The following is a 16805-nucleotide window of genomic DNA, read 5'->3' on the forward strand; positions in this document are numbered from 1 at the left end:
TTTCAGCAAAAGCACAATGTGAAATCAGTGACTTAGAAGAGGGATATTGATGAATGTTAGTTTTGATAAATAATCAATAAAATCAAATGGTTGAACATATTTTCTTTTTGGTCGATTATCACTCCAACCGAATAGGGAAACGCGAATATGCCTAAAATAGTCGCGCCTCAACACGCAGATGAAAAGCCGAGCCGGACAAAGGAACTTGTGACCTTCGCCGTTCTGGCCTTTGGAATCTGGCCCATTCTGGCGGTCGGATTTGTCGGAGCCTATGGCTTTATCGTCTGGATGTTCCAGATCATTTACGGCCCGCCGGGGCCGCCGGGCCATTGAGGGCGAGATGATGATGGAAGTCTCTCTCAGCCGGCGCGATTTTTTGCGCGGCGGACAAAAAAATAGACCGCGCATCTGTCCCCCCGGGGTCGCGTTGAGCGACCTCGCCGCGTGCAGCGGTTGCGCAAAATGCGTCGAGGTCTGTCCCACCGGCATCATTGCCATGGCGGACGGTCTGCCTTCCGTGGATTTCTCCGCCGGGGGATGCACCTTCTGCGGCAAATGTGCGGAGGCCTGTCCCGAGCCTGTCTTTACCGCCCCCGCGGCACAGCGCTTCGATCATGTCATGGCGATCGGTGAGGGGTGTCTCGCCTTCGGCAATATCGATTGTCAGGCCTGCCGCGATGCCTGTCCGACCGAGGCCATCCGGTTTCGGCCCCGCCGTGGCGGCCCCTTCGTTCCGGAACTGCTGGAAGATGCCTGCACCGGTTGCGGGGCCTGCGTGTCCGTCTGTCCCGCCAGTGTGATCGAGATCAAAGAGAGAGCCACGGAGATGCAATATGCCTGAAAATACAGGCCGGTATCATGTTTCAAGTGCCGTGGTGGCGGTGATGCCGCAGATGCGGGACGCCGTGCTGGCAACGCTTTCAACGCTCGACAATGTCGAGGTTCATGGCGAGGGCAACGGCAAGATCGTCATCGTCATAGACGGCACGAGCACCGGCATGCTGGGCGATACGCTCACTTATATTTCGACACTCGACGGTGTGATTGCCGCCAACATGGTTTTCGAACACGTCGATACAGAGGAGACAAGCGGCGATGAGCAGCGAACTGACGCGGCGTGATCTATTGAAGGCCCATGCCGCCGGCATTGCGGCGGCAACGGCGGGCATTGCGCTGCCGGCCGCCGCCCAGCCGGTGCCGGGCGGGGTTTCCGCATTGCAGATCAAGTGGTCCAAGGCGCCCTGTCGTTTCTGCGGTACGGGCTGCGGCGTCATGGTCGGCGTCAAGGAAGGCAAGGTCGTCGCCACCCATGGCGACATGCAGGCGGAGGTCAATCGCGGCCTCAACTGCATCAAAGGCTATTTCCTGTCCAAGATCATGTATGGCAAGGACCGCCTGCAAACCCCGCTTCTGCGCAAAAAAGGCGGCGTCTACGCCAAGGACGGCGAGTTCGAGCCGGTGAGCTGGGATGAGGCCTTCGACATGATGGCGCAGCAGTGCAAGCGGGTGCTGAAGGAGAAGGGACCGACCGCCGTCGGCATGTTCGGCTCCGGCCAATGGACGATCTTCGAGGGCTATGCGGCGACCAAGCTGATGCGCGCCGGCTTCCGCTCCAACAATCTCGATCCCAATGCCCGCCACTGCATGGCGTCCGCCGCTTACGCCTTCATGCGCACCTTCGGCATGGACGAGCCGATGGGCTGTTACGATGATTTCGAACATGCCGATGCCTTCGTGCTCTGGGGTTCGAACATGGCGGAGATGCATCCCATTCTGTGGACGCGCATTGCCGACCGGCGTCTGGGCTTCGATCATGTGAAGGTGGCGGTGCTTTCGACCTTCACCCATCGCAGCATGGACCTTGCCGATATTCCGATGGTCTTTAAGCCGGGCACGGATCTCGTCATCCTCAATTACATTGCCAACCACATCATCAAGACCGGGCGCGTCAACGAAGACTTCGTGAAGAACCACACGAAATTCGTGCGCGGTGTCACCGATATCGGTTATGGCCTGCGGCCCGACAATCCGGCGGAGGTGAATGCCGCCAATTCCGCCGATCCGACCAAGACCGAAGCGATCGATTTCGAGACCTTCAAGGAATTCGTCTCCGAATACACGCTGGAAAAGACCGCCGCCATGACCGGTGTGGAAGCCGGCTTCCTGGAGGAGCTGGCTGAGCTTTATGCGGACCCGAACCGCAAGGTAATGTCGCTCTGGACCATGGGTTTCAACCAGCATGTGCGCGGCGTTTGGGCCAACCAAATGGTCTACAACATCCATCTTTTGACCGGAAAGATTTCCGAGCCGGGCAACAGCCCGTTCTCGCTTACCGGCCAGCCATCGGCCTGCGGCACGGCGCGCGAGGTGGGCACCTTCGCCCATCGCCTGCCGGCCGACATGACGGTGACCAACCCGGAACACCGTAAACATGCCGAGGAAATCTGGCGCATCCCGCACGGCATCATCCCGGAAAAGCCGGGTTACCACGCCGTGCAGCAGGACCGCATGCTGCATGACGGCAAGCTGAATTTCTATTGGGTGCAGGTCAACAACAACGTTCAAGCCGGTCCCAACACCAAGAACGAGACCTATCAGGGCTATCGCAACCCGGAAAACTTCATTGTTGTTTCGGATGCCTATCCAACCATCACGGCCATGAGCGCCGACCTCATCCTGCCCGCCGCCATGTGGGTGGAGAAGGAAGGCGCCTATGGCAATGCCGAGCGGCGCACCCATGTCTGGCACCAGCTTGTCGAAGCCGCGGGTGAGGCGCGTTCCGACCTCTGGCAGCTGGTGGAGTTCTCCAAGCGCTTCACCACGGATGAGGTGTGGCCGGCGGAGATACTGGATGCCAATCCCGCCTATCGCGGCAAGACGCTGTATGAGGTGCTCTTCAAGGACAGCGATGTCGGCAAGTTCCCGTTAAGCGAGATCAACGGCGAATACGAGAACCAGGAAGCAAAACACTTCGGTTTCTATCTGCAAAAGGGTCTCTTCGAGGAATATGCCGCTTTCGGGCGCGGCCACGGCCATGATCTGGCGCCTTACGATGCCTATCACGAGGTGCGCGGCATGCGCTGGCCGGTGGTGGATGGCAAGGAAACGCTGTGGCGTTACCGCGAAGGTTACGACCCCTATGTCAAACCGGGCGAGGGCGTGAAGTTCTACGGCAACAAGGACGGCAAGGCGGTCATCATCGCCGTGCCCTACGAGCCGCCGGCGGAATCCCCGGATGCGGAATTCGATACCTGGCTGGTGACGGGCCGTGTGCTGGAGCACTGGCATTCCGGTTCCATGACCATGCGCGTGCCGGAACTCTACAAGGCTTTCCCGGGCGCCCGCTGTTTCATGAATGCCGACGATGCGCGCAAGCGCGGGCTCAATCAGGGCGCGGAAATCCGCATCGTTTCGCGCCGTGGCGAAATACGCTCCCGCGTGGAAACACGCGGCCGCAACCGCATGCCGCCCGGCGTCATCTTCGTTCCCTGGTTCGATGCCAGTCAGCTCATCAACAAGGTGACGCTCGACGCAACCGATCCCATCTCCAAGCAGACGGATTTCAAGAAATGCGCAGTCAAGATAGAGCCGGTCGCATGATCAGGAAACACGGATGGATGATCGCCGCTTTCGTTGTTGCGACGGTGGCGACGGGGGCCGTTGCGCAGATGGTGCCGGAATTGTCCGGCCCGCGCGGTGACGCCATGCAGACCGAGCCCGCCAAACCCCTGCCGAAATGGGTGATCGACGATTTCAGGCGCATGCGCGCTTATCCCGAACAGCCGCCGGTCATCCCGCATTCGATCGACGGTTACCAGCTTTCGGTCAACGCCAACCGCTGTCTCTCCTGTCACAAGCGCGAATTCACGCAGGATTCCGGCGCGCCGATGATCAGCGTCACCCATTACATGACGCGCGAAGGCCAGATGCTGGCGGATGTTTCACCGCGCCGCTATTTCTGCACCGCCTGCCATGTGCCGCAGGCCGACACTCGGCCGCTCGTGCCCAACACCTTTCAGGACATGAGCGAAATGGGCGTCAAACCGGCGGGTAGCGAATGATGATCGCCCGTGTGAAAAAACTTCTCGTCTGGCTCTGGGCGGTGCTGACGACGCCGGCAGGCACGCTCAGCCTTGCTTTCCTCACACTCGGCGGCTTTGTCGGCGGAGTGATGTTCTGGGGCGCTTTCAACACCGCGCTCGAAATGACCAACAAGGAAGCCTTCTGCATTTCCTGCCACGAGATGCGCGCCAATGTTTATGAGGAACTGACGCGGACGGTGCATTTCTCCAACCGTTCCGGCGTGCGCGCCTCCTGCCCGGATTGCCATGTGCCGCATGAGTGGACGGACAAGATCGCCCGCAAGATGCAGGCCTCGAAGGAGGTCTGGGGCAAGATTTTCGGCACCATCGATACGCGCAAGAAGTTCCTCGACAAGCGGCTGGAGCTTGCCCAGCACGAATGGTCCCGCCTGAAGGCCAATGACAGCCTGGAATGCCGTAACTGCCATTCCTCCGCCGCCATGGACTTTACCAAACAGACGCAGCGCGCCGCCGATATCCATTCCAAATATCTGCTGACGGGCAAGGCCACCTGCATCGATTGCCATAAAGGCATCGCCCATGAATTGCCGAATATGGAAGGCATAGACCCCGGCTGGAAAATGCCGCCTGCGCTCAACGACCAGCCGGGGCCGACGGCCTCTGCCGTCGATGACCTGCGGCGCGCGATGACGGATGTGCACCGGAACGTGTTCTGATCCGCCTGAAAAACCAAACGCCGTGCATCCCTTCGGGCGAACGGCGTTTTCGTCAGTACAACCGGATCGCAGCTGTCGCGGCGATCCGGTTGCCAATATGTCTGTGGCTTAGCCGATCTTCACATTGTCATCGCGCTTGATGGCGATGAGGGCCGAGCGCGGGAGCTTGCCTTCGCCATCCGGGAAGGGGGCATCGGGGTGCTGGATGCCGACGAAGTGGGTGCGCTTGTCGCCGGACCATGTCTGGCCGGTGACTTCGGAACCCTTAGGCGCGGTGAGGAAGCGCTCGATACGGCCGGTGGCCGGGTCGCCAGCCAGCATCTGGTTGTTGCCCTGGCCGGCGAAGTTGCCTTCATTGGTGTCCTCGCCATCGGTCTGGATCCAGAGCAGGCCGGTGCTATCGAACATCATGCCGTCAGGCGAATTGAACATGTTGCCTTCGTTGATGTTCGAAGAACCCGCATAGGCGTCCTTGTGAACGGAAGGGTTGCCGGCCATGCAGAACAGGTCCCACTTGAACTTGCCGTCCGCATGGTCGTCATTTTCCGGATACCAGCGCACGATCTGGCCGTATTCGTTCTTTTCGCGCGGGTTGGCGGCATTGATGGCCATGGCGTCGCCGCCGGCATTGGCGCGCAGCTTGCCGTCCTTCATTTCGCCGCGGCGGCTGTTGTTGGTCAGCGCGCAATAGGCTTCGATGGCGACCGGGTTGATGGCGACCCATTCCGGGCGGTCCATGGTCGTTGCACCGACCTTGGAAGCGGCCTGACGGGTGAAGACGCAGATTTCGTCGATCTTCATGCCGGTGGTTTCAGGCGTCAGGGCGAGCCATTCGCCGGCGCCGTCATCGGAGAATTTCGCGACGTAGAGCGTGCCTTCGTCGAGCAGCTTCGAGGTGTCGCCGCCCGGCACGTAGATGCCGTTGGAGACGAATTTGTAGAGGAATTCGCCACGCTCGTCGTCACCCATGTAAACGACGACACGGCCGTCACGGGCGATCACCACGGCGGCGTTTTCGTGCTTGATGCGGCCAAGCGCGGTGCGCTTGATCGGGGTGGAGGAGGCGTCCGAAGGGTCGATCTCGACCACGTAACCGGCGCGGCGCGGTTCGTTGGGGTTCTTGGCGACGTCGAAACGCGCGTCGAATTTCTCATAGGCGTAGCGGGTTTCGGCGACGATGCCGTAGCGCTTGTAATCGTCAGGCAGCTTGAAGGCGGCATCGGTGGTGCCGAAATAGCCGTTGAAGTTTTCTTCGCAGGTGAGGTAGGTGCCCCAGGGCGTGCGGCCGGCGCCGCAATTGTTGAAGGTCCCGAGACAGTCGACACCCTTCGGGTCGGCGGCGGTCTTGACGAGATCGGAGCCTGCGGCCGGGCCGGAAAGCTTCATCGGCGTATTGTGGTGGATACGGCGGTTGAAGGGGCTGTCGAGAACGATCTTCCAGCCATCCTTGTCTTCCGCGACTTCCATGACGGTGACGCCCTGCATGTTCTGCAGGATCTTCACGTCGTCGGCCGTCTTCGGGTTGCCTTTCTCAGCGTGCGGAAGGTTGATTTCGGGGTTCACATATTCATGGTTGACGGCGATCAGCTGGTGGCTGCCGACCACGAAGAGTTCCATGCCGTCGGTGTTCTCGCCGAAGACCTTGTCGGAGTTTTCAACGCTGACGCCCTTGGCGGGGTCGAGATCGGGAACGTTGGAGAACAGCGGCTGGCCCCATTTCGCCAGCGGCTTCCAGTTATAACCTTCCGGAACATGGATGGTGTTGTCGGTGGCGGCGGCAACCGGCTTGAAGGGGAAACGGCCGACGGCGGCTTCCTGCGCTTCGGCCGAGGTGCTGCTCATCAGGTTGCCGAGCGTGCCCATGGCGGCCGCGGCCGAACCGAAGGCAAGCACGCCGCCGAGAAAGCCGCGGCGGGAAATCGCGGTTTCGACGACGCGGTCGAAATCGGTTTCGGCCGGCGGCGGGTTCTGCAGTTCGTCCCACTCGTCCCAGGACAATTTGCTCGTATCGATGTCGGTCATAGTCTGTCTCCACCGTTGCTTGTTTGGAATCATTCCAGCAAGGTGCCTACCGTCCCAATATTTCATGCGGATGACGGAAAGGGCGGTATCGACGGTCATTTTCCCTGCGCCGGGGCCGCTTTTTTCGTCAGCGCCGGATCAGGATGCGGGTGACGAGAAAGCCGTCGAGGCGGCAGAAACGGAAGGGAATCTCCGTTCCCCTGCGCCATTCGCCGCCTATGTCGGCGGTCAGCCGCAGCGAGGCCGAGCCGTTGTCGTCGAAGCCGGATAATTCCGCCGCCTCGAAAAAGAAAAACCGTTTCACTGTCGGATAAAGCGCCTTGAACAGGCTTTCCTTGGCCGAAAAAATCAGACCGGTCATGAAGGGGTCTATGGCGTTGCCGAGGCTGTGGCGTTCATTCGCCGTCAGGGCCTGCGTGGCGATATCACAGGCCTCCTCTTCATTCAGAAGCCTTTCAATATCGATGCCGATACCGCGGAACCGCTCCGAAGAGCCGGCAATGGCAATCGCCCGCTCATGGCTGTGGGAAATCGCGCCGATCACATCTTCGGGCCAGAGGGGTGCGCGGTCCTCACCCATGCCTGGAAAGGTGGTGCGGCCGGTGAGGCGGCGGATGGCTTCTGCCGCGCATCTGCGCCCGGCGATGAATTCCGCCTTGCGTCTGGGCAGGGCGTGTAAAAGCTGCGGCGGCAAGGGAGGGACCTCGCCGCCGCAACCCTCATCGGCGCTGTAACGAAGGGTGAGGCAATGGCAATCGCAGCTGTCGTCCGGCCAAGGCCAGATGGCCTCCGGTGGATCGCCGGAGACGGCTTCGCGATGAAACGCCGTTGCAATGGCCATTTCCGTCACCTTCATCCAGCGGCCTAGATCATGCGCTCACGCTTTTCGCCCTCCCGCTCCCGTTCAGGCCGCAAGCGTTGCGCCGCCATCGACGACGATCTGCTGCATCGTCACATGGCCGGCCTGATCGGAAGCGAGGAACAGCACCGTATCGGCGATATCGTCCGGCCTCGCGATCTTGCCGAGCGGAATGCCGAGCTTGAACTGCTCGGGCAGGCCGGCGACCAGCCGGTCCTTGCCGGAAGGATCGCTCAACATGCCGGCAAGCATCGGCGTATCGGTGGAGCCAGGTGAAACGACATTGCAGCGCACGCCATAAGGCGCAAGCTCGAGGGCGGCGCAATGGCTGAGGCTGACCAGCGCCGCCTTGGAAGCGCAATAGGCCATCATGCCGATGCGCGGCACGACGGCTGCATTGGAGCCGACATTGACGATGGCGCCTCGCCTCTGCCGCTTGAAGGTGCTGCTCCATTGCCGCAGCATATAGAACGGCCCGGCAGCGTTGACATCCATGCAGGCTTTCCAGTCCGCCGGCGTCAGGCTTTCGCTGTCGCCGAGCCGCAATATGCCGGCGGCATTGACCAGAATATCGAGCCCACCCCATTCGCTCTCGATCGCCTTGCAGGTCGTCTCCACCGCCGCCGCATCGGTGATGTCGAGCGCGATCTGGCGGAAGGGGGCCTCCGCCATGTCGGCCAGAAGGTCGAGGCCGATGACCTCGGCCCCTTCCTCGATGAAACGTTCGGCGATGCGGCGGCCGATGCCCTGGGCCGTGCCCGTTACCAGCACGCGCCGTCCGGTAAATCTCTGTTGCGTCATCTTGTCCGTCCGCTCAGGCTGCGAGCCGCTTTTCGTCGATCAGCGCCCACCAGGCGGAGAGTGTCGGCACACGGGCAAGCTCATCGAAGCCGACGGTGACACCGCGCTCCTTCAGTTCGCCGGCAAGCTTCATCACCTGCAGCGAATCCAGCCCGTAGAAGATCAGGTTTTCATCGGGGTCGATATCGCTTTCATCCTCCACCATCTGCAGGACGCGGGCTTTCAGCCATTCGCGGGTGCCGGTGGCCTCGCCTGCACCGACAAGGCTTGCGGTGTCGATCACCACGCCGCAGCGCGTCGCCACATATTGCAGCGCCATGCGGTGTTCGGCCTCGGAAAAATCGGCGACGCCGTCACCGATCATGAAGGGCTGAATATCCTTCATGAAGGCTTCCACCGCCGTCATCATGCAGCCGATATGAGCGTAAACGCCACCGACGATGATCTGGTCGCGGCCCCAGCCTTTCATGCGCTCAGCTAGGTCGGAACGCTGGAAGGCGCTGTAACGCCATTTGGTCAACACCACGTCGTCGGGCGTCGGCGCGAGCTTGTCGACCACCTTCTGCAATTCCGGATCGACGACGGTGAGACCCGGTCCCCACATGTCGTTCAGGAGCGCGCGGTCGCCCGGCGGCTGGTTATGCGGCTGGGCGGTATAGATGACCGGCACGCCGTTCTGAACGGCCCATGCCTTCACCTTGGCGAGATTGTCGATGAGGGTGGTCATCAGCTTGCCGTCGGCCTCGTAGAACCGCAGGAAATAACGCTGCATGTCGTGAATGAGCAGTACGGCGCGTTTCGCATCGGGCTGCCATTTTGTCTTGTTGGCCGGAAAGCTTGCGGCGACCGGCATCGGATAGTCGGAAATGGTGGGGATCGTCATGATGACCTCGGTTTTTTGCTGCGCCGGCTCGGGCGGCGCGTAATCTTTGGAATGGGGACGCCCTTTCGAGCGTCCCTTTCGGTTGGCGCTGCTTGTCAGGCGCTGATGGCGACGGGGGCTGTCAGCAGGTCGCGAAGGCGCTTCTTGTCGATCTTGCCGACGGCGGTGAGCGGCATGGCCTCGATAAAGCGCACACGGTCCGGCAGCTTGTAATCCGCGACGCCGAGACCGGCGAGATGCTGGCGGATGGCCGGCGCCTTGAGCGCGGGATTGCGGGATACGACGAAGACGCAGCTTTTTTCGCCGAGAAGCTCGTCCTGCATCGCCACCAGCGCCGCGTGCGTCACATCTGGATGCCGAAGGATCAGGTTTTCCACCTCTTCCGAAGCGACCTTTTCGCCGCCACGATTGATCTGGTCCTTCACCCGGCCAACGACCCGCAGATAACCTTCGGGCGTGCGCTGCACAACGTCGCCGGAATAATAGAAGCCGTCCTTGTCGAAGACCCGGGCGCTGTGTTCGGGCGCGCGGTAGTAGCCCCGGAACGTGTAGGGGCCACGGGTCGCCAGCATGCCGGCTTCGCCCTCGGGCACGTCATTGCCGTCCTCATCGACGATGCGGATTTCGTCATCCGGGCTGATCGGCCTGCCTTGCGTGGTGAAGACAATATGGTCGGGGTCACCGAAGCGGGTGTAGTTCACCAGACCTTCCGCCATGCCGAACACCTGCTGCAGGTCGCAGCCCAGCACCTCCGGCACCTGGCGGGCAAGCGCTTCGGCGAAGCTTGCGCCCCCGACTTGCAGGAGCTTGAGGGATTTCAGCCGTTCGCGATGGGCGGGAGCCGCCTGCAGCCACAGCGCCACCGCCGGCGGCACCAGCGGCACAATGTCGACGCCGTGTTTTTCGATCAGATCGAAGCAGGCAAGCGGCTCCGGATTGGCGGCCATGACCACCGCACCGCCGGCGTGGAACACACCGAGCGCGCCGGGCGAACTCATCGGGTAGTTATGCGCCACCGGAATGGCGCATAGGAAGCGGGTCTGCGGCGAAAGTTCGCAAATCTCCGCGCTGGCCCGGGCGCTGTAGTCGTAGTCGTTATGCGTCCGGGGGATCAGTTTCGGCGTTCCGGTGCTGCCGCCGGAAAGCTGGAACAGCGCCACCTCATCGGCGGCGGAAGGGGCGTAAGCCGGTGGATTTTCGGCCGGGGCGGCCAGCTTCTGCTCCAGGCTGCGCTGCGGATCGGTTTCGCCGAGCAGCAGGGTCACGGCAAACTTTGGAGAGGCCGCCTTCAGCGCCCCCACAAATGTGTCATCGGCGAAAAGCTCGTGGCTGCGCGAGGCGATCACCAGCTTCGGCGCGATCTGCTCCGCATAGGAGGTCATTTCCAGCCGGCGATGGCTGAAAAGCGCATTGACGGGGGCGGCGCCGATTTTGATGAGCGCGAAAAAGACGAGATAGAACTCGGCTATGTTCGGCAACTGCACCAGCGCCGTATCACCCCGGCCGATGCCTGCGGCGGAGAGATGTCCGGCCAGATTGGAGGATTGCCGGTCGAGATCGGCATAGCTGAAACGACGGTCGCCGCAGATCAGCGCAGTCGCATCCGGCCGGCGCTCCACCTGTTCGGCGAGAATGCCGCTCAGCGGCCGGTCGATCCAGTAGCCGCGTTCGCGGTATCGGCGAACGAAATCCTCGGGCCAGCGTTGGAATTCGATTGTCATGGTTTGTCCCTGGAAAAATTAGGCCGCAAGACCGCAGGCGTTCAGCATGGTCTTGAGCTTGGTCTGCACCTCGGCCCATTCGGATTCGGGCTCCGAGGCCTCCACGATGCCCGCGCCGGCGAAGAGCCGCACGGTTTCCCGCTGCACGGTGCCGCAACGGATCGTCACCACCCATTCGCCATTCCCTTGCGAATCCGTCCAGCCGACCATGCCGGTGAAGAGGCCGCGCTCGAAAGGTTCGACGAAGCGGATGAGGCGATGGGCGCGCTCGGTCGGGAAGCCGCAGACGGCTGGCGTCGGGTGCAGCAGGCAGGCAAGCTGCAGGGCATTGGTTTCCGGATCGGCGAGACGGCCTTCGATGCGGGTCGAAAGATGCCAGAGTGCCGCCGTGTTGATGAGGGAGGGTTTTTCGGGAACATCGAGTTCCGCGCAGACCGGCGAAAGCAGCGAGCGGATATCCTCGATGACGAGGCTATGCTCGTAATGATCCTTTTCCGAGGCCGAGAGCCGATCCGCATTGGCCTTGTCCGCCGCCGGATCGACCATGCGTTTTGCCGATCCCGCCAGTGGGTTCGAGATGATTTTCTCGCCCTGCTTGCGAATCAGAAGTTCCGGGCTGACGCCGATCAGGTCGCCGCCATCGGGCAGCGGAATGCGGAACTGGTAACCTTCGCGGTTCTGTTTGGCGAGGCTCGCCAGCAATCTTTCGACATTGACCTCGGAGGCGAAAGTCAGTTCACGCATGACGGAAAGCACCGCCTTGCGGACTTCGGAATGGCGGAAATTGACGATGGCATGTTCGACGGCGTGCTTGAAACCGCTCTCGTCCGGCAGGCTGTTCTGGCCGACAAGTGCGGGCATGGCCGAATCGGCGACGATCGGTTCCTCATCCTTGGAATTCCATTCATAGTTGTATGGAATATACAGGCATGAAGGTTCGCTGACATCGAAGGGGATCGCGCCGATGGCGATGGGGTTCTCCTGTCCCTCCCGCTGCGCACGCTCGAAGGCGCCGGCCAGTGCCTGCTGCAGCGGGCTGGCAATGTCTTCGCCGCCCCGGGCGGGAATCGCTATCTTTTCGCGAATGCCCTTGGCGCGCAATTGCCCGCTGCCGGAAGTAAACAGAAATTCTCTATTAAATTCAGTAATTTCGTCGGATTCGACGTCATTCGTCCTGAGTGCTCCCGTTTTCATGGGATGCCTCCTGTGCGAGTGGTTGACGATGGCTTATACTTGAGTATGCTAATCATGTTTTGTCAACCGGTTCAAATTCACATGCTAAATTTAACCCCCATGCAGGTGGCCTATTGGGTCGGCCGCGAGGCGGATGGAATACTCGGGAAAGTTACGCCGCATCTCTACCTCGAATTCGACGGGCAGGCGGTGGATGCGGAAAAACTCGCCGTTGCCGTGGAAAGGCTCTGCCGGCGTCACCCCATGCTGAGCCTCAGGATCGATGCTGAAGGCGATCAGTCCGTCGATCCTGCCGGCCGGCCGCTCCGCCTCGATGTGGAGGACATGGCCGCGCTTGATTCGGAGGCGCTTGCACGCCGTCTTGAGGCGAAGCGTGAGGAATGGAGCCATCGCCGGGCCGATCTACGCATTGCCGCACCGGCGGCGATCTCGCTCAGCCTGTTGCCGGAGGGACGTTGCCGTCTGCATGTGGACACAGACATGCTGGCCGTCGATCCGGCCAGCGTGCGGATCGTGATGGAAGACCTTGCCCGCTTTTACGAGACGGCGTCAGGCGCAGCCGAAACCCAGACTTTCGAACCGGTAACTCCGTCGTTTTTCGACTGGGCGGAACGTCTCATGTCCGATCCGGACTTGAGGGGCTTGCGCGAAAGGGACCGCCTGTGGTGGCGGCAACGGCTTGCCGATGTTCCGGACGCTCCGCCGCTGCCGTTTCTGTCCGATGACCCTTCGCGCGCCGTTCACACGGACCGGCTCGCCACGCTGCTTTCAGCGGCCGAGCGCAGCAGCCTGGAGCAGACAGCGCGGCGTTTTTCCGTGACGACATCGACCCTTCTGCTCGGTGTTTTCGCACTGGCGCTGTCGCAGGCGGCAGGTGTGGAAAAATTCCGGCTTTCCGTGCCGGGTTTCTGGCGCGCGCCGCTGGTGCAAGGGGTCGATGAGATCGTCGGCGAGTTTTCCAACGTGCTCGTGCTCGGCGTCGATATCAGGCCTGAAGAAACGCTTGAAGCGCTGCTCGGCAGGCTATTCGATGAGATGAACGGGCTTCTCGCACACCAGTCCTATCCGGGCGTCAGCGTCATGCGCGATCTCTCCCGCCAGCGCGGTGGATTGCAGACCTCACCGGTGGTTTTCACCGCAGGAGTCGATCTTCCGGGTGGGGAGCTGTTTTCGGAACGGGTGGGGCGAGTGTTCGGTCCGATGGTCCACACCGTCTCGCAGGGGCCGGGGGTGGCGCTGGATGCGCAGGTGGCGGCGGTGGATGGCGGTCTGCTGATCAACTGGGATGTGCGGCTCGATGCGCTGCCGGAACGCTGGCTGCGCGCCTTGTTCGAAACCTACGTCGCTCTTCTTCGCCGGCTTGCCGAAAGCCCCGATCTCGCTTGCGAAAGCGTGGAGCGATTGGTCGCGCAGCGGCCGGAAACGGCAGCCGAGGCAAAAGGAAAACCCATGGAACGTCCTCTCTCACCCCTGCAACAGGCCTATCTGCTCGGGCGCGGCACCCATCTGCCGCTGAGCGGCGTGGCCATGCAGGAGTTCCGCGAATATCGCGGCGATATCGACCCGGAACTGCTGCGGTCGCGGCTTGCCGCGATGGTCGCGAGACATGAAAGCCTGCGCACCCGCATCGATGAGCGACGGCTGGTGCAGATGGTCTCCGATGAGCCGAAGATCAATCTCGATCTCGTCGATCTTTCGGCCCTGTCTCTTCCGCAAGCCGAGGCAAGGATCGACACAGTGCGACGGGATTTTTCCCATGCACATTTCGATCTCGCAGCCTCGCCATGGCAGGTCACGGTGTTTCTTACGCCGGATGCAGGGCCGACGGGGCATAAGGTCGTGGTCTTCCTGCGTTTCGACGCGCTTATCCTTGATGGGCGGGCCATTGCCAGCCTCGCGGCGGAACTCTTCGATGGCGTCGTGCCGCCGGAAGCCGCCGCAACGGTCGAAACGCCGAAGGAGGATATCTCGGCGGCCCGTGCCGGGGATGCCGCCTATTGGGCTGAAAAGTTGAAAGATGCCGAGGTGCCCTCGCAACTGCCGTGGAAAGCACCGCTCGAAACCATTCCCACCTCGCGTTACAGTCGCCAGAGCCTGACTGTCGAAAAACAGCGTTTCACCGCCTTTTCGCGCATCGGTGCGAAAGAGCGGCTGTTCAAGAATTCGGCGCTGACGGCCGTTATCCTCGATGTGCTCTCGCTCTGGCTTAACGAAGGCGCGCTCGTCGTCGGCATTCCCGTCGCGCCGCAGGTGGAAGGCGCCTTCGCCAACCGCTCCAGCTTCATCGCCGTCCAATGGGATGCGGCCAAGAATAGCTTTGCGGAGCGGGCGGCAGGCCTCCAGACGGATGTGCTGGAAGGGCTGAACCATCTCGCCTTTTCGGGTATCGATCTCAATCGTGTGCTTCTCAATGCCAATCCGGGCGGGCTGGCCTTGCCGGTGGTGATCACCAACGGTCTGACCTGGCCGACGCTTTCATCCGAATCGACGATGCAATGGACCGGCGGGCTTACCCAGACGCCGCAGGTGGCGCTGGATTTCCGCTTTTCGCAGAATCCGCAGGGCGATCTCGTGCTCGATATCGATTATGCCGAGCAGGCGATCGATGCGGCGACGGTGGCGGATATTCTCGCCGCCATCGAACGCGCGATTGCCGGGATCGCCAATAGCGGCGCTTTCTCCTTCAACACACGCGATATTGTCGACCTGTCCCATTACCGGCTGAACGGCGACGAAGGAAACTTCGTCTGCCCGCCATTTCTGGAGCGGATCGCCGGCCATCTTTTCGAGGGCGACCCATCGCGCACGGCGCTCGTCAGCGGCAAGCGGCGCATCGCCTATGGCGAACTCGGTCAGATGGTGGCAGGAGCGATGGCGGGCCTTAAGGCGCGCGGCATCGGCCGCGGCGATGTCGTGGCCGTGTGCCTGCCACGCAGCCCGGAACATACGGCCATCACGCTCGCCGCAGCGCTGATGGGTGCGGTCTGGGTGCCGGTCGATGCCGGATCGCCGGAAGATCGCCTGCGCTACCTGCTGACCAACTGCCGCCCGGCCGTCATCGTCGCCCGCAGCGTTCCGCAGGGTTTCGACGCTGTCGATCCGGCAGAGCTTCTGTCCGCGCCCGCACCGGCTGGCGCACCCGTTACCATGGCGGAGGTGGCGGCGCTTTCCCAAAGCGAAGAGCCTGCCTATTATCTCTATACCTCCGGCACGACGGGCAAACCGAAATGCGTCGTGCTTTCCAACCGCGCCACGGCCAATGTCGTTGGCAGCACGCTTGCGGAATGGGCGGTGACGGATAGCGACGTGTTCATCTCCGTCACGCCGCTGCATCACGACATGTCCGTCTTCGATGTTTTCGGCGCGCTCGTCGCGGGAGCGACCCTGGTGTTGCCGGAACCGGGCGAGGAAAAGGATGCGGTGCGCTGGAACGAGCTGGTGGCCGAACATGGCGTCACGCTCTGGTGCTCGGTGCCGGCCATCCTCGAAATGCTTCTCTCCTGCCGCCGTGGCGACCAGCTTGCTTCGCTGCGGCTCGTCGCGCAGGGCGGCGATTACATCAAGCCGATGATCGTCGAAGAGCTTCGCAGATTGAAGCCCGGCCTGCGGCTGATATCGCTCGGCGGGCCGACGGAAACCACGATCTGGAGCATCTGGCACGAGATCGTTGCCGAAGATGTGGCGGCCGTGCCCTATGGCCACCCGCTGCCCGCCAATCGTTATTTCGTCCTCAACGATCAGGGCGGCCATTGCCCGGCCGGTGTCGTTGGCCGCATCCATACGGCCGGCGTGAATGTGGCCATCGGTTATCTCGAAGATGGCGCGATTACCCAGACGGATTTCGTGACAGTTGCCGATCCGGAAGGAAAGCCGGTGCGCGCCTTCCGCACCGGAGACCGGGGCCGTTACCGGCCGGATGGCAAGATCATGTTTGCCAGCCGTGTCAATGGTTACGTCAAGGTGCGCGGCGTGCGCGTTTCGCTGCCGGATGTGGAAAACGAGCTTATCCGCCATCCTTCCATCCAGCGCGTTCTGGTGGTGGACTACGGCATCGAACAAAAGGGCGAGGCGGCCATCGGCGTGCTGTACGTCGTTGCGTCGGGCCTTGAACTCTCGACCGCCGATCTACGCAATTTTGCCCGCCAGCATCTGCCGGAATCGCATGTGCCCGGCCGGTTTCTCAAGGTCGACGATCTGCCGCTCTCGGCCAATGGCAAGCCGGATCGCCGTCGCGCCCGCGAATTGCTGACCGGTGCTACGGAACCGGCAAAAATCTCCGCCCCTGCGGCTCCCGCCGTCGATCAGGGCGACCGCCGGGTGCTGGATATCTATCTCGGCGTGCTGGGTAAAAAACCGGCGAATGTGGATGCGAACAGCGACCTGCTGGCGCTCGGTCTTCTGCCTTCGCATCTGAAAACCGTCTCGGCTGAAATCCGCACCGCCTTCGGCGTGGAGCTCACACCGCAGCAGCTTTTGCGGTGCCGCAACGCCAGACAGGTGACTTCGCTCCTGGCCGCCCGGGCGGCGTGAACCCAATCATTTCGGGCGGCACTTCGCGCCCGATAA

The 16805-nt window shown here is 61.9% G+C and carries 13 protein-coding genes; 7 read left to right on the top strand and 6 right to left on the bottom strand.

The genetic code is table 11. From position 1 onward, the window contains the following. The first annotated feature begins 147 nt into the window (after positions 1 to 147). The 6 genes from napE to CFBP4996_RS23320 are packed head-to-tail and all read left to right on the top strand — an operon-like array spanning position 148 to position 4759. The gene (gene napE / locus CFBP4996_RS23295; protein WP_031234042.1) at positions 148 to 333 is read left to right on the top strand and encodes a periplasmic nitrate reductase, NapE protein; all 186 of its coding nucleotides are present in this window, start codon (positions 148 to 150) and stop codon (positions 331 to 333) included. Positions 334 to 340: 7 nt separating this feature from the next. Further along, positions 341 to 841, top strand: a complete 501-nt coding sequence (locus CFBP4996_RS23300) for a ferredoxin-type protein NapF (RefSeq protein WP_080853629.1) — start codon at positions 341 to 343, stop codon at positions 839 to 841. Continuing rightward, on the top strand, positions 834 to 1121 hold the full coding sequence (locus CFBP4996_RS23305) for a chaperone NapD (protein WP_003520944.1): 288 nt from the start codon (positions 834 to 836) through the stop codon (positions 1119 to 1121). Before CFBP4996_RS23300 ends, CFBP4996_RS23305 begins: the two co-directional genes overlap by 8 nt. After that, positions 1096 to 3600, top strand: coding sequence for a periplasmic nitrate reductase subunit alpha (gene napA, locus CFBP4996_RS23310; protein ID WP_080853628.1), 2505 nt, complete (start codon positions 1096 to 1098; stop codon positions 3598 to 3600). The genes CFBP4996_RS23305 and napA overlap by 26 nt, the downstream gene beginning before the upstream one ends. Then, on the top strand, positions 3570 to 4061 hold the full coding sequence (locus tag CFBP4996_RS23315; protein WP_065655264.1) for a nitrate reductase cytochrome c-type subunit: 492 nt from the start codon (positions 3570 to 3572) through the stop codon (positions 4059 to 4061). The genes napA and CFBP4996_RS23315 overlap by 31 nt, the downstream gene beginning before the upstream one ends. 2 nt (positions 4062 to 4063) lie before the next feature. Continuing rightward, positions 4064 to 4759, top strand: a complete 696-nt coding sequence (locus CFBP4996_RS23320; protein ID WP_031234041.1) for a cytochrome c3 family protein — start codon at positions 4064 to 4066, stop codon at positions 4757 to 4759. 108 nt (positions 4760 to 4867) lie between these two features. On the opposite strand, the gene CFBP4996_RS23325 is transcribed toward CFBP4996_RS23320, so the two are convergent. The 6 genes from CFBP4996_RS23325 to CFBP4996_RS23350 form a co-directional block, all read right to left on the bottom strand. Then, positions 4868 to 6781 (bottom strand): PhoX family protein, encoded by a 1914-nt coding sequence (locus CFBP4996_RS23325; RefSeq protein ID WP_080853627.1) that lies wholly within the window; start codon positions 6779 to 6781, stop codon positions 4868 to 4870. Between the two features lie 127 nt (positions 6782 to 6908). Next, entirely contained in the window at positions 6909 to 7622 is a 714-nt protein-coding gene (locus tag CFBP4996_RS23330; protein ID WP_080854799.1) for a 4'-phosphopantetheinyl transferase family protein, read from the bottom strand. Between the two features lie 63 nt (positions 7623 to 7685). After that, on the bottom strand, positions 7686 to 8441 hold the full coding sequence (dhbA, locus tag CFBP4996_RS23335; RefSeq protein WP_080853626.1) for a 2,3-dihydro-2,3-dihydroxybenzoate dehydrogenase: 756 nt from the start codon (positions 8439 to 8441) through the stop codon (positions 7686 to 7688). A gap of 13 nt (positions 8442 to 8454) precedes the next feature. Continuing rightward, positions 8455 to 9324 carry an isochorismatase gene (locus tag CFBP4996_RS23340; protein ID WP_080853625.1) on the bottom strand — a complete coding sequence of 290 codons (870 nt, stop codon included), beginning with the start codon at positions 9322 to 9324 and terminating at the stop codon, positions 8455 to 8457. 95 nt (positions 9325 to 9419) lie between these two features. Continuing rightward, complete coding sequence (locus CFBP4996_RS23345; RefSeq protein WP_080853624.1) at positions 9420 to 11045, bottom strand: (2,3-dihydroxybenzoyl)adenylate synthase; 1626 nt, start codon at positions 11043 to 11045, stop codon at positions 9420 to 9422. Positions 11046 to 11063: 18 nt separating this feature from the next. Next, complete coding sequence (locus CFBP4996_RS23350; protein ID WP_080853623.1) at positions 11064 to 12239, bottom strand: isochorismate synthase; 1176 nt, start codon at positions 12237 to 12239, stop codon at positions 11064 to 11066. Positions 12240 to 12320: 81 nt separating this feature from the next. Here CFBP4996_RS23350 and CFBP4996_RS23355 point away from each other — a divergent pair, with 81 nt between their 5' ends. Next, on the top strand, positions 12321 to 16769 hold the full coding sequence (locus CFBP4996_RS23355; protein WP_080853622.1) for a non-ribosomal peptide synthetase: 4449 nt from the start codon (positions 12321 to 12323) through the stop codon (positions 16767 to 16769). Positions 16770 to 16805 lie beyond the last annotated feature (36 nt).

This window comes from Agrobacterium leguminum (assembly GCF_005144435.2).
Classification (GTDB): Bacteria; Pseudomonadota; Alphaproteobacteria; order Rhizobiales; family Rhizobiaceae; genus Agrobacterium; species Agrobacterium leguminum.